General features: G+C 45.7%; 16 protein-coding genes. 9 read left to right on the forward strand and 7 right to left on the reverse strand.

Going from position 1 to position 12,766, the window contains the following annotated elements:
- Positions 1-214 precede the first annotated feature (214 nt).
- Both NST37_RS04955 and NST37_RS04960 read left to right on the forward strand, forming a co-directional pair.
- Positions 215-961 (forward strand): hypothetical protein, encoded by a 747-nt coding sequence (locus NST37_RS04955; protein ID WP_039071417.1) that lies wholly within the window; start codon positions 215-217, stop codon positions 959-961.
- A 2-nt stretch (positions 962-963) separates the two neighbouring features.
- Positions 964-1,692 carry a hypothetical protein gene (locus NST37_RS04960; protein WP_339186365.1) on the forward strand — a complete coding sequence of 243 codons (729 nt, stop codon included), beginning with the start codon at positions 964-966 and terminating at the stop codon, positions 1,690-1,692.
- 181 nt (positions 1,693-1,873) lie between these two features.
- Here the strand turns inward: NST37_RS04960 and NST37_RS04965 are convergent, their stop codons facing one another.
- The 5 genes from NST37_RS04965 to NST37_RS04985 form a co-directional block, all read right to left on the reverse strand.
- On the reverse strand, positions 1,874-2,269 hold the full coding sequence (locus tag NST37_RS04965; RefSeq protein ID WP_339186367.1) for an acetylxylan esterase: 396 nt from the start codon (positions 2,267-2,269) through the stop codon (positions 1,874-1,876).
- A gap of 110 nt (positions 2,270-2,379) precedes the next feature.
- Positions 2,380-3,051, reverse strand: a complete 672-nt coding sequence (locus NST37_RS04970) for a restriction endonuclease (protein WP_243015133.1) — start codon at positions 3,049-3,051, stop codon at positions 2,380-2,382.
- A gap of 47 nt (positions 3,052-3,098) precedes the next feature.
- Positions 3,099-3,845 carry an NERD domain-containing protein gene (locus tag NST37_RS04975; RefSeq protein WP_003391152.1) on the reverse strand — a complete coding sequence of 249 codons (747 nt, stop codon included), beginning with the start codon at positions 3,843-3,845 and terminating at the stop codon, positions 3,099-3,101.
- 88 nt (positions 3,846-3,933) lie between these two features.
- On the reverse strand, positions 3,934-4,830 hold the full coding sequence (locus NST37_RS04980) for a hypothetical protein (RefSeq protein WP_003391154.1): 897 nt from the start codon (positions 4,828-4,830) through the stop codon (positions 3,934-3,936).
- A 333-nt stretch (positions 4,831-5,163) separates the two neighbouring features.
- Positions 5,164-5,712 carry a GNAT family protein gene (locus NST37_RS04985; RefSeq protein WP_031932142.1) on the reverse strand — a complete coding sequence of 183 codons (549 nt, stop codon included), beginning with the start codon at positions 5,710-5,712 and terminating at the stop codon, positions 5,164-5,166.
- A 165-nt stretch (positions 5,713-5,877) separates the two neighbouring features.
- Between NST37_RS04985 and NST37_RS04990 the strand changes: the two genes are divergently transcribed.
- Entirely contained in the window at positions 5,878-6,204 is a 327-nt protein-coding gene (locus NST37_RS04990) for a helix-turn-helix domain-containing protein (protein ID WP_024985204.1), read from the forward strand.
- On the forward strand, positions 6,144-7,028 hold the full coding sequence (locus NST37_RS04995) for an IS3 family transposase (protein WP_155808033.1): 885 nt from the start codon (positions 6,144-6,146) through the stop codon (positions 7,026-7,028). The genes NST37_RS04990 and NST37_RS04995 overlap by 61 nt, the downstream gene beginning before the upstream one ends.
- Positions 7,029-7,449: 421 nt before the next feature.
- On the opposite strand, the gene NST37_RS05000 is transcribed toward NST37_RS04995, so the two are convergent.
- Positions 7,450-8,007, reverse strand: a complete 558-nt coding sequence (locus tag NST37_RS05000) for a GNAT family protein (RefSeq protein WP_003391160.1) — start codon at positions 8,005-8,007, stop codon at positions 7,450-7,452.
- Between the two features lie 24 nt (positions 8,008-8,031).
- The gene (locus tag NST37_RS05005; RefSeq protein WP_031932143.1) at positions 8,032-8,667 is read right to left on the reverse strand and encodes a TetR family transcriptional regulator; all 636 of its coding nucleotides are present in this window, start codon (positions 8,665-8,667) and stop codon (positions 8,032-8,034) included.
- 554 nt (positions 8,668-9,221) lie between these two features.
- Here NST37_RS05005 and tnpA point away from each other — a divergent pair.
- The 5 genes from tnpA to NST37_RS05030 are packed head-to-tail and all read left to right on the forward strand — an operon-like array spanning position 9,222 to position 12,742.
- Entirely contained in the window at positions 9,222-9,632 is a 411-nt protein-coding gene (tnpA, locus tag NST37_RS05010; protein WP_122957806.1) for an IS200/IS605 family transposase, read from the forward strand.
- 2 nt (positions 9,633-9,634) lie between these two features.
- Positions 9,635-10,726: an IS200/IS605 family element RNA-guided endonuclease TnpB gene (gene tnpB, locus NST37_RS05015; RefSeq protein WP_003391167.1), complete on the forward strand. Its 1,092-nt coding sequence runs from the start codon at positions 9,635-9,637 to the stop codon at positions 10,724-10,726.
- A 55-nt stretch (positions 10,727-10,781) separates the two neighbouring features.
- Positions 10,782-11,303: a helix-turn-helix domain-containing protein gene (locus NST37_RS05020; RefSeq protein WP_339186766.1), complete on the forward strand. Its 522-nt coding sequence runs from the start codon at positions 10,782-10,784 to the stop codon at positions 11,301-11,303.
- Positions 11,304-11,355: 52 nt separating this feature from the next.
- On the forward strand, positions 11,356-12,273 hold the full coding sequence (locus tag NST37_RS05025) for a DNA-3-methyladenine glycosylase (protein ID WP_031933650.1): 918 nt from the start codon (positions 11,356-11,358) through the stop codon (positions 12,271-12,273).
- On the forward strand, positions 12,257-12,742 hold the full coding sequence (locus NST37_RS05030) for a methylated-DNA--[protein]-cysteine S-methyltransferase (RefSeq protein WP_339186371.1): 486 nt from the start codon (positions 12,257-12,259) through the stop codon (positions 12,740-12,742). The genes NST37_RS05025 and NST37_RS05030 overlap by 17 nt, the downstream gene beginning before the upstream one ends.
- Positions 12,743-12,766: the final 24 nt, after the last annotated feature.

Raw genomic sequence — 12,766 nt, forward strand, 5'->3', positions numbered from 1 at the left:
CTGAAGCCTCTGTCATTTGTTCAAACGAACAAGTGCAGGGGCTTTCTTTTATGGAAAAAAAGGGAAAGGTCGGAACTTGTCGAATACGGGAGAGGGATGAATAACGGTAGTGTGATCAACACCCAAAGTGATAGGCAAGCCGTTCGATCCATACGTGTGCACAGAAGAGGGATGAAGGGGAAGGCTGCTTATCTCTCGCGATGAGGTGACCGTGATGAACCGTTTTTTGATTGGCCAATACGCAGGTTTTGACGAGAAAAAATACAAGCGTGATTTCCGGGACGGCTTTTACGGAATCGAAGCGTGTCTGTTTTCCGCACCGGAGGATATCGCCAAACTGGTCGGGGAGTCAAAGCGCAGGGGCTTTCGGATCGGGGTGCACTTTCCGTTTCGCTCCGGCTTCTCCCCGCTGAGAGACGCGCTTTTCCTGTCTTCTGATGATGAAATTCGAGCCAACGCGTACGCCTATATCGAGAACGAGCTGGCGTATTTATCCGCTTCGGTCCAGCCAGAATATGTGCTGTTTCATTACCCCAAACCGGTTATCTTGGACGACAGGGTAGATTGGGAAAAATGGCGATTTTACGATTCGGCGGAATACATGTATGAAAGTGCCTGCAGCTTTGAAGAGACAGCGGCGAAAAGCGAGGAGCTGTTTCAGTGGCTCACGGAGAAAAGCGTACAGTACGGCTTCGTCCCGGTGCTTGAGTTCGACGCGCTCAATCGGTATGTGTACGAGGCCGATTTTTTGGAAAGCTTGCTCGTGCGCTATCCGGCCATCAAGCTATGCCTGGATACGGGACGGCTCTTTTTTCAGGAAAAGCTGGATCCGCATTTCCGGGCCAAAGAGGTCATCAAAAAGTACGCCAAATATGCATGGGTCGCAGGCATCATCGACAAATCCGCGGGCAAGGGAGCGGTAGTGGAAACGCTGCAAGAGCGGGAGGAAAGGGAGCAGTAGACGTGAAGAAAATTTTTTGGCTATTCCTGTGCATGTATCTAGCAGTTGGCCTTACCGGGTGTGAATCGGACAGCTCGCTGCCCAAAGCGGGAAAGGGCAATCTGGCGCAAAGCGAGCATTACCATGTATACGGAGGCGACACGGAGGCAATGTACTACCGGCCGGTTGAATTCAATCAGGTGTTTCCGTATCTGCCTGAAAAGCTGAAGCAAAATGCAAAGCTCATCGACCCGGGCAAGCTTCCTTTTCCGATGGGAAAACAAAACGCTTATCTCGTCAGCTTTCAAAGTGGACAAGAAAGCGGACATTTGCATCAGGTGCAGTTCTCCTATTTAAAAGACAAGGACGAATACGGCAGATATGGCAACGAGTTCGTTATCGTCCGCATGACGGAAACAGCTTCCGATCCTTTTGTGGGGTTCGTCGGGCGCAAGTCAGGGACGGATGATATGGGAAACAGGATTGAAGTGGAGACCATTGGCGACGACAATATACGCCTGTACCATCACATCCTGCAAACAGGAGGCGGCTACGTGTACTCCTACTATGACTGGGATGAGCAGAAGCGCTCTGTCCAAATGGTGAAAACCATGGCAAATGAAATCGATTTCTACCACAACGGGGTCATGTATCAAATCGGTTATTTGGTGAACGGGAATCAGTTTGACGAAAATGTGCAGAAGCAGATGGTGGCGCTTGCCAAGGAATTGGTTGCGGACGAAGAAGGATAAAGGATAAAGAGGCGGAAACCTGGAGTATTCATTAGCAGGTTTTCGCCTCTTCTATTGCGGGACAGCCGCGAACACGCTGGGATTCTCGATCTGCTCGTTTTGCATGGAAAGCCAATACCTCCTGCCGCTTGGCTGGATTGTGAAAATGGCCCGTGCAGACAAACGTTACTTTTTCAAATGATCACGAAAAATGCCAGCTGTTGTCTTCGCTGCTGTGCTGCCCCCTGACGAGCATGCCGAACGCAGCATAGCCGTGCAACGCCCAATTGACCACGTCATGGATGCCGCCGTCGAAGCACCAGTCATAGCCGTGATAGAGAATCAGCCCCGGATGTGCGCCCGCCTTGTCCGGAACGGCGAAATACCCCTGAATCCTTGCACCTCCAAATCCACGGTAGCTGAGCCGATACAAGCGAACACCGTCTGCGGGATGTGTCAGCGGCGCAAGTTCATAGGTGAGCGGTTCCTGATCCAGAAGCGCTTTGGTGGCTTCCCAAAAGTCTGCAAAATCGTCTTTTCGCGTAAGCGCCGGACGGTATGTCTGCAATTGGTCCAATGGCAAATCATATGGCTGCATGAAAAGTTCCTCCTGTGATCTGCGATGAGTAGAGCAGCTTGGTGGGAATGTACGTTCTTAGTATAAGTGAAAAAAAAGCCCTTTCCACAATAAGGAAAGGGTGACGAACGTCAGCTCATATTTTTTGCTTTTTCCTTTCTCCAACGTCGAATCATATCATGGACTTGAGCCCCATTAATTAATGTAATATTTAGGGGACCTGCGATTTCTATTGCTGTCTTGGTAAAATGGCTTGTTGTGACAATCCAAGCGTCATAGCAACCGTACACCTGCTTGCCAGCCTTTAATCGCAGCACTATGTCATTTCCTACGTTCTTTTTCCAGCGTTTGCACTGTACGGCGATCTTGTAGCCTTTCTTATCTTGGAGAATCAAATCAACCTCGTTATCCCCTGAACCTCCAACCCTTTCTACTTGATACCCCTTGTCTCGGTAATAAGCTTCCATTAATCTTTCAAAGTCCGGTCCGGAAAGGGAATCAATATCTGCGGTTAACAACTCTTGATCCGAAAGTGGCTTACGAGATTGTTTTTCAGTTTTGTGATTTCTCTTGGTTAGTTCTTTCTTTGCCCCATTCTTTTTTTGCTTTGCTTTTCCTTGATTGTTTACCCTAGCTAACCAACTTCCAATGATTACAGACAAGACGAGACTAACGCCAATAGAACCGAAGAAAAATAGGTAGCCAAGATTATAGGCAAAGCAAATTGATGCCGAGGAAATAACGAGTATCCCCCGTATCAGGTTTTCAATATTCGTTAATTCTTTTTTTGACCATTTCAACATAAGATGTCAGCCTTTCCGGTGCTACTGAACAAGTTAATCATCTGTCGTCAGGCACGATTTTTGAGGGTGAATTTGCAACTTGGATAGTTTGAACATCCAATAAATTTTCCGTATTTTCCATTCCGTTCAACTAATTCTCCGCCACAAGAGGGACACAGATTATTTTTTATACGTTGATTACGGATTTCATTTTCTTTTTGCAATGTTTTGGCGTGTTTTGTTCTCGCATCCTTATCCTGCAAATTATATACGGCGAGCTTCCGAACAATGGCTTCTCGATCTGCTTTCGAAAGGACGGGATCTTTGTACGAAAGGATATTTTTAACGAGTTGACTAGTATAAATGACTGTTGAAGAAACACTCACTTTCAGAGTAGCTCTGCCGCTAAATACTACGATGGGGATGTAACGGATGTTTTCAAACTCCGATAAGAGAGCTTTAAGTGCTTCCACATGTCCTTTGTTTTGCCAGATTGGATTGAATAGTCGTGCTTTCTTTTTATAAATGGTTTGTGTCCAATATTGGGAATTCTCCGTACCGGTGATCCAACCTTTATAGTTTTTTGTTTCAATCACAAAAATACCGTAAGCTGAAATGACAACGTGGTCGATTTGTGTTGTTTTTCCTTTTGTACCAGGAATGAGTAGATCATTAACGAGATAATATTCATTTGGATCGAGTTTTTTTAGGAGAAGTTGCACAGTTTTTTCTCCGACAAATCCTTTTACCGACGGATGCTTCAAAATAAAGGCGATGATCAGCAGAATTATCAGAAGCGTATAAGTAAACGCCATGTTTGTGCCTCCAAACTTTCATTGCGTCAATGGAAAGCTGCTAAAAAATCAAGGCTTCAATGGGAGCAACGTTTGTTATCCCGGGAAATTAATAAGCTTGTATACCAAATTTCAGTAATTTTTTTGGAAAAACGTCATCTAGATTTTGAATATCTGCATCCGTCAGTTCGATAAGATGAAACCCATATTTTTGATAGATGTCCAACTTTGCTTTTTTTCTGTCGAGGTATTTTGGGTCATTTTCCATCCCCCAATATTCGATATAAACCTTTCCTATGGGGAGGTAGAAATCACAATACACATCCTCTTCGATCGGCAATTTTCGTTCGTAGGCATGGACGATTTCCGACATATACAACCAATTATCGATGATCATCTCCGCTTTCGAACGCACAAAATGGCCATCAGCGGTTCGATGCTTCGCTTCAAATTTTTCCCGAAAACTTACATCGTTTTGTTCCTGCACCTCGTCTTTTTCTTCCATAGGTTCACCAATCAATTGCTGAAAGGTTTCAACAAGACGCTTGTTTTTTAGGATGCTCTCCGGCCAGGTTACATAGGGGATTCCGGTTTTTTCGTACTCCAACTGCTTTCCGCCAATGCTTTTGCCTAAATTCGTTAATATCCATCCTTTCCTGTCTCTTTCTACCCATCCTAGTTCCGACAGAATCGGATTAATACGAAACTTGGAGATGTTAAAAATTTGACTCAATGCAGTGGCGTTTATAAATTTTGTCTCCGGTTTATGAAATGACTCTAGAAAATCCTTGTCTTCATGAATGTTTTCTGGCCATACAATCCAGGTTCCTCGTATAGAGTCCGATCTCAATTGTCCATCTTTCATTTTTCCTTTTTCCGTCAAACACCAAGTATCATTTTTTCTTTCAATCCAGCCCATTTTCATTAATAGAGAAAAAAGCTCACTGGTGGGAATGTTTATTAATTTTGAAAGAGCGGTTGTTGAAATGTACTTCGTATTACCCATTTCCTTCCTCCTGAATACATCCCTGTAGTGCAGAGGGAATTATTGATCATAAAAAAACTAGTTCAAATTACATGGTTCGTTAAAATAATACTAAAACCTTCATTATTTGGCAAAATAACTGTAAAGAAGTGGTTTTTTTAACCATAAAATTTCGTAACCTAGTACCTTTCATTGGTTCTACTTACTTAGGACTGATGGTATAAAAAGAAAAGGGACGCGGCCCGGTGGTCATTAGTATCGACCAAGGGTTCACGTCCTGCTATTTGTATGGGTTGCTTTGGAAGGCAATCACGGTAATGTCTCTTGTCTTTCTATTAGCGGCTATGCGCTTCTTCAGTTGCTGTCATCCTTATTCACAATCGCAAGGATCTGATGATCCTCCCATTTGCCGTTTATCTTCACGTTTTCCTTGGCGATGCCCTCCTTGTGGAATCCTGCCTTTTCCAAAACCTTCATCGATCTGAGGTTGTGCGGCATGACGCCGGCCTCAATCCGGTGCAGCTTCAGCTCGTCGAAAGCATACGATACTACGAGACGGACGGCCTCTGTCGTATACCCTTTCCCATTGTACTGCTGGTCGAGATAATAGCCGATCCAGCAGCTTTGCAAAGGGCCGCGTACAACCTCTGACAGAAATACGCTTCCGATCAATTCTCCTGATTTTAGCAAAAAAATGCCGAAGGAGTAATACTGATCGAGAGCCATCCTTTCATTGTTTTTGTTTATCCGGTCAAGCTGTCCTGCCAACGTGTAAAACTCCGGTTCGCGCAGAGCTGTGTAGGTTTGAAAAAAGTCCCGATTCCGCAGTTCCAGATCGAGCAGAGCTTCTGCATCTTCGGCTTCAAACGGTCGTACAAAAATCAGATTGCCTTTTCGTTTCATTTGGTCGGCCTCCCTTTTTCAAAGAAATAAAAAACACCACAGGTACTCCCTGTGATGCCGGACAGCAAAACGATGAAAACCACAGGGAAGTGAAGTGCACCCCTTAGAATGGACATTGGATTAAACCCCTGGTAAATCCGATGAAATTTAAGGGGTGCATTTTTTATGGTGAAAAAGGGGCAAACGTTTAGAAGTTATTCTCACGAATTAAAGGTGGAAGCCATACGACTGCATATCGAAGAAGGATGGACATACCGTCGAATCATGGAGCATCTGGGGATTCCGGACCGCCACCGGCTTAAAGTATGGATGAAAAAATATAAACAGTTAGGCGAATTTGGGTTGATGGATCAACGAGGTAGACGTGAAGAATATGTTGATCAAGATCGATATGTTAAAAAGCTAAAACGAGAGAACTCGATGCTAAAAAAGTGTTTGAAAATCTGGATGCGGGAGGTGCAGCCCATAAGTATGAGGCGATCAAGCAAGTAGCTGGTGAGTATACGACTAGTGAACTTTGCAAGCTGTTTGGAGTCTCAAGAAGTGGATACTATGCATACTTGAAACGGCAACAAGCGGACCGGGACAAGCCCGTGAAAGACCTCATCAAAGTAGTTTATAAGAAGTATGATGGTAAATATGGGTATCGACAAACCCAGCTGTTTCTCTTACGAGATCACGGGGTATGGGTCAACCATAAGAAGGTACTACGTCTGATGCAAGAAATGAAGCTCCGTTCTCGAATACGCCGCAAATATCGAGGTCACTATGCTTCAACCGAAGGTGGACGAGTCGCTGAGAATGTGATGCAGCGGAATTTCAAAGCGGATGCACCTAATCGAAAATGGGTAACCGATGTCACACAGTATCGTGTCGCGGATACGTGGCTCTACCTGTCTGCTATTAAGGATTTGTTTAATAATGAGATTGTGGCTTACCACATTGGAGTTCGCAACGACAATCAGTTGGTCCTACGGACCTTTGAGAAAGCCTTTAAAAAGACGAAAGACGTGACTGGACTGATCGTTCACAGCGATCAGGGATTCCAGTACACGTCCTACGCTTACCACGACATGTTGCCGAAGGTTGGCGCCCAAATCAGCATGTCTCGGAGAGGCAACTGTTATGATAATGCCTCGATGGAGAGCTTCTTCTCGCATCTCAAAACGGAAGGGCTCTACCCTTATGATATCCGAAGTGTGGATGAGGCACAAAGGCGAATTGAGGAATATATTCAATTCTACAACCAAAGTCGACCACAACGAAAATTAAAAAGGCTGACGCCTGTTGAATTCAGACGTCAGCTGTCGGTCTAACGGTCGGGTTTTTTCTTACTGTCCACTAAATGGGGTCTTGACCAAAGCGACCCGTGGCGTTTTCTTTTGAGAAAATGCTAATCAAAGGATGACGAGTCGCATGGATATCCAATTTTGGACAGACCTCTCCCTTGGTTAGCTGCAGAAAAGAAAACGGCAGTCGAGTACCCGATGCCTTTGGACAACGACAGAAGCGATCTTTTTTTCATCAGCGGCACTCTCCTTTCGCGTTTTCTAAATTGTATGATAACAGGTAAAGCTTCTCGGCGCAAATGATGCTGCTTTCATAAAAGGGCGGCCGTAGTCAGTAACGTCTTGCTCAATAAAATGAGGCTGCAGCAGCAGAGAGTGTCTTGTCAAGCAGAAAATGACTGTAGCTTGACAGTCGAGCTTACGAACCGAACGCACAAAGAGGGAGCCTTCAACTGCCCGGGACGGATCGCTTGCTCGTCACGTATTCCTCCTGAAGAATCCCCATATGGCAAATGTCATGCCAGCGACCATCTCGATAGAGACTCTGACGTGAGCGGCCCTCGTCCTTGAAACCAAGCCTTTCGTACAGTCTGATCGCTTTTTCGTTAAAGGAAAAAACACGCAAGGATACCCGGTGCAAATTCAATTCCAAAAAGGCGTAGTCGAGGAGGAGCTGCAAGGCTTCCCTTCCATAGCCTTTGCCCCAACATTCCTTTTCTCCAATATCGATGATGCATTCCGCGTTGCGGTTTTTGTAATCCAGGTTGATCAGCGACGTAATCCCGACCGGTTTTCCCGATTCCTTGTCGACGATGATATAGCTCTTTCCGGAAGGCGACCCCAAGATCACCTGGTTTACAAACGAGGCTGTCTCCTCGAATGTAAACAGATCGAGAGTCGGACTGGTTGATTGCATGACAGCAAGGTCGTTTCTCCATGTATGATAGACGGCTGCATCATCGGGGGTCATTTTTCGCAGGCGAACTCTTGCGGATTCAAATAGCATCAGGCTTTCTTCCTTTCCTCTGTTTTATGAAGGGCTTGCTGTTTCTTCGACCGGGCAAAGCATTTCCTTCAGCGAAAACAAAAGCACATCGATTTGAGCGCTCACCCGCGTCTTTTCCGGGCCCAACTGAAAAGTGTCCAGCATCAAGCCATCGATGAACGAGATCAAATACAGAGCAATCGATTCGGCAGGCAGGCGGGGCTGAAGCTCCATCCGGGCTGTCCCCTTTTGGACAAAATCGACGATCGCTTCGGCCATACGCTGGTAGCGGTCCGTCAAATAGCGGCGGCTTTCATTTTCCGGTTGGCTGTGGATGGATAAAAAAAACTCCGAATTGGCCAGCAGCAGTGAGCGTTCGATGGCTTCGATCTCTTTTTGCTGTTTTTGTATCCAGCTGGTCAGTTGCTGCCAGGCTGTGGACGTATCGTCCGGATCGAAGAAGTGCAGTTCCTGTTCATCCTCGTGCCGCAGCAGCTCGCGGTAGACATGCTCGATGTTGTCGAAGTAGGCGTACAAGGCTCCTCGCGAAACTCCGGCTTCATCCATGATGTCTTGCATCGTTGTCCGGGTGTAGCCCTTTTTCATGAAGACTTGCTTGGCGGCACGGAGCAGTTCCAGTCTTTTTCGATTTTTATAGTCCTCGCTTACTCTTGGAGCCATAAGCACTCCTCCTTTCGTAGGGGATCATGTTTGTAAAAAGGGAAAAAACGCTTGTGCAAACAAAATATACACTAGTGTCGTTTTTGTGATTATAAACGACACTGATGTCGTTTTTCAAGCGCAAGCTCTTTCTGCAACGGGAATCCCTAGGAAAGCTCGATCATAAGAGCAAGAAAAAGGATGAATGTGATGATCTTCCTTGGTAAAGTTGTTCATATCTGCTGCATCCTTGAGAGGCATTGCATAAGAGCTGAGGCCGGGGTGCCACGTCGCATGAAACTTCCCAAAAAGGCAGGAGCTGAACGATGACGAATCATGTGAATCTCACATTTGACGAGAAGTGGGAAATTATTTTGGCCTGTGATCGCTCATATGACGGGTTATTTTATCATTCGTGCCGTAAAACCCCTTGCTTTAGCTATGGGGATATAAGGAACTTTGCTCTATATCCTCGTTAGGGGATGCTAAGAGCAAACAACAAATAGTTCTTTTTTGCATCGTTGTTAGATGTGTACCACATATCTAACGAGATGTGGTATCATTAATCATAGGTGATGGTTTTGAGTAGATCAGTGGAAAGCAACCGCAATATCATATTTGACTGTAAATATCACGTTGTCTTTTGTCCAAAGTATCGTAAAAAGGTTTTGATAGAGCCTGTAGACATTCGATTAAAAGAGCTGTTTCTTGAAAAGGCGATGGAGCTACGTACCGAAATTGTTGAAATGGAGATCATGCCTGACCACGTTCATTTACTCATCAAGTGTGACCCAAAATTCGGAATTCACCGAGTCGTAAAACATTTGAAGGGCTATACATCCAGAGTGTTGCGAATGGAATTTAAACATCTCAAAAGCAGGCTCCCTTCGCTATGGACAAACTCCTACTTTGTTGCCACCGTTGGAACTGTTCAACTGGATGTGATCAAGAAATACATTGAGTCTCAAAAGGAAAGGAGTGATTGAATATGCACAGAGCGTACAAATTTCGTCTATATCCAAACAAAAAACAAGTGATGCTCATCAATAAAACAATCGGCTGTACTCGCTTTGTATTCAATCACTTCCTTGCAAAACGGAAAAATGTTTACGAACAGGAAAAGAAAACGCTCAACTACCACGAATGCCCTGCCATGCTAACACAACTAAAAAAAGAGATCGAATGGCTAAAGGAAGTGGATTCGACTGCCCTGCAATCCACATTGAAAGATTTGGATTCTTCTTACAAAAAGTTTTTCAAAGAGAAAAAAGGCTATCCCAAATTCAAAAGCAAGAAGAACCCGAAACAATCCTACACATGCAAAATGAATATCAAAGTGGAAGGAAATCGCATCAAACTCCCTAAACTTGGATGGGTTGAGTTTGCAAAATCAAGAGAAGTCGAGGGACGTATCCGATCGGCTACGATCAGACGAAATCCTTCGGGAAAATATTTTGTGTCGGTATTGTGCGAGACTGATATTCAACCACATCCGCAAATAGAACAGACTGTAGGAGTTGATCTTGGTATCAAGGATTTCGCCATTCTGTCTACTGGTGAGAAGGTAGCAAATCCCAAGTACTATCGTAAGTATGAAAAACAACTGGCGAAGTGGCAACGAATTCAATCACGTAGACAAAAAGGCGGTAAAAACCGTAATAAAGCACGCATCAAAGTAGCTCGTTTGCATGAGAAGATTGCAAATACCCGCAATGACTTCCTACATAAGCTGTCAACCAAGCTGATTAACGAAAACCAAGTGATCTGTTTGGAAGACTTGCAAGTGGAAAATATGGTCAAAAACCACAAGCTGGCAAAATCCATTGCGGATGCTTCATGGTCTATGTTTCGCACGATGCTGGAGTATAAGGCGGAATGGTATGGTAGAACGATCTCCATCGTCGGGAAGCAATACCCTTCCAGCCAACTTTGCTCCACTCCAAATTGCGGATACCGCAACAAAGACGTGAAAAACCTGAACTTGCGAGAATGGACTTGCCCGAAATGTGGTACGAAGCATGATCGTGACGAAAACGCAGCCATCAATATTGAGCAAGAAGGACTTCGACTGTTGGCATAGCTAACTGAACTGTGGGACACACAGGGATAGCTTGGTGAATTTCACTCCGTTAGGAGTGACTACCCAAGAATCCCCTGCCTTTAGGCATGGGGAGTGTCAAACCGCAGTCAAAACGACGAAAATATATTGCCGTCCATCCTGTCGATCGAGGAAGCCGAAAAAAGAAAACGTCGTCTTCTACCAAAACATCGATGCTGTAGAAAAGGCAGGCTTTCGCTCGTGCAAAAGATGCCAGCCCGATGTCGAGCATTCTCCGCAGATCGAGTTGGTAACCGCGGTGAAGGCGTTTTTCGTGGAGCATTATAAGCAAAAGCTTATTTTGCAGGATATAGCCAGGCACGTCGGCGTCAGTCCGCACTATTTGGAAAGACTGTTTAAACAGGTCACGGCGGAAACTCCCCGCAGCTACTTGGAGAAAATCAGAGTAGATAAAGCGGCACACCTCCTTGCCAACACAAGGCTTACGAACCTCGAAGTTTGCTACGAAGTCGGTTTTCAAAGTCCGTCCAACTTCTACAAGGCATTTCGCCATGTCAAACAGTGTTCTCCGAGCGAGTATCGCAGGCTCGGGAGTTAGCACGTACTTTTATGTCTTTGCATAGTCAACGTCTTCGCGAGGGGGAACGATTATGAATTGGACCTTTCATGGATCTTCCATTGAACTCTTTCCGCCCAGGGAGTTCCATTTCGGCGAATGCCTCGTTTTTTTGGGCAGATCAGAGCTGGAGGTCCTGCATCAGATCAAAGACGGGTATTTGTACAAGCTGGTGAAAGTCGATCAAGAGCTTGTTCTCTTGAAAATCGGGTGTGCGGGTCAGACGATTCGCGTTGATTTTCCCTTGGGAACCCCGTCCGAGCAGGTGCGTGAAAAAGTGGCGGCGTACGTATGGGAATGGTTTGATTTGGAGCAAAATTTGAGCGGCTTTTATGAAATGGCCCGTCAGGACAAGGTATTGCATCAGCTTGTCCAAAACTATTACGGATTGCGGATCATTCGCATCCCCGATTTATTTGAAGCGCTCTCGTGGGCGATTATCGGTCAGCAGATCAATCTGCCGTTTGCCTACACGTTGAAAAAGCGATTTGTTGAGCAGTTTGGAGAAAAGCTTGTTTACGAGGGGACAGTCTTTTGGTTGTATCCTGCCTTTGACAAGATCGCAGCTATTGACATCAATGAGCTGCGAAGCCTGCAATTTACGACCAGGAAGGCGGAATACATCATTGAGGTCGCGAAAGCGATGGCGACGGGACAAGTAACAAAAGAAAGCTTGCGGCACATGAATGATCGCCAGCATGTGCAGAAAACGCTGCTGGGCATTCGCGGAGTGGGGTTGTGGACGGCGGACTATGTCATGATGAAATGCTTTGCTGATCCTGCAGCCTTTCCCGTAGCGGACGTCGGACTGCAAAACGCATTGAAGTCCCGGCTCGGGTTGCAGCGCAAGCCTACTGTCGATGAAATCATGGACTTGGGAGCAAATTGGGAAGGGTGGCAAGCATACGCTACCTTTTATCTGTGGAGGTCTCTGTATGAGCAAGCTGTATAAACTGGATTACGATTCGCCGATTGGTGTGCTGGAGCTGATCAGTTCGGATGACAGTGTGCTTTCCATCATGTTTCGTGAGGGAGGCGAGCCGCGGTATGCAGCCAGCGATGATACCCCTCAGGTGTTGAAGGACTGCTGTCGGCAGATGGAGGAGTATTTTCAAGGAAAACGCCGGGAGTTTACGTTTCCCTATACGCTCGACGGGACTGGCTTCCAAAAAACAGTGTGGGAGGCTTTGACCAGAATTCCCTATGCCCAAACGGTTGCGTATAAAGACATTGCAGCCGACATCGGAAATGAGAAGGCGATTCGGGCAGTGGGACATGCCAATAGCAAAAATACGATCAGCATCGTTGTGCCCTGCCATCGCGTGATTGGCTCGGACAGAAAGCTGACCGGATATGCGGGGGGAATATGGAGAAAGGAATGGCTGATTCAGCATGAAAAAACGTTTAGAACCGACCAGTGACACATACGATTCAATTAGGGCCCG

It is taken from the genome of Brevibacillus sp. FSL K6-6036 (genome assembly GCF_037964015.1).
Taxonomy (GTDB): Bacteria; Bacillota; Bacilli; order Brevibacillales; family Brevibacillaceae; genus Brevibacillus; species Brevibacillus borstelensis.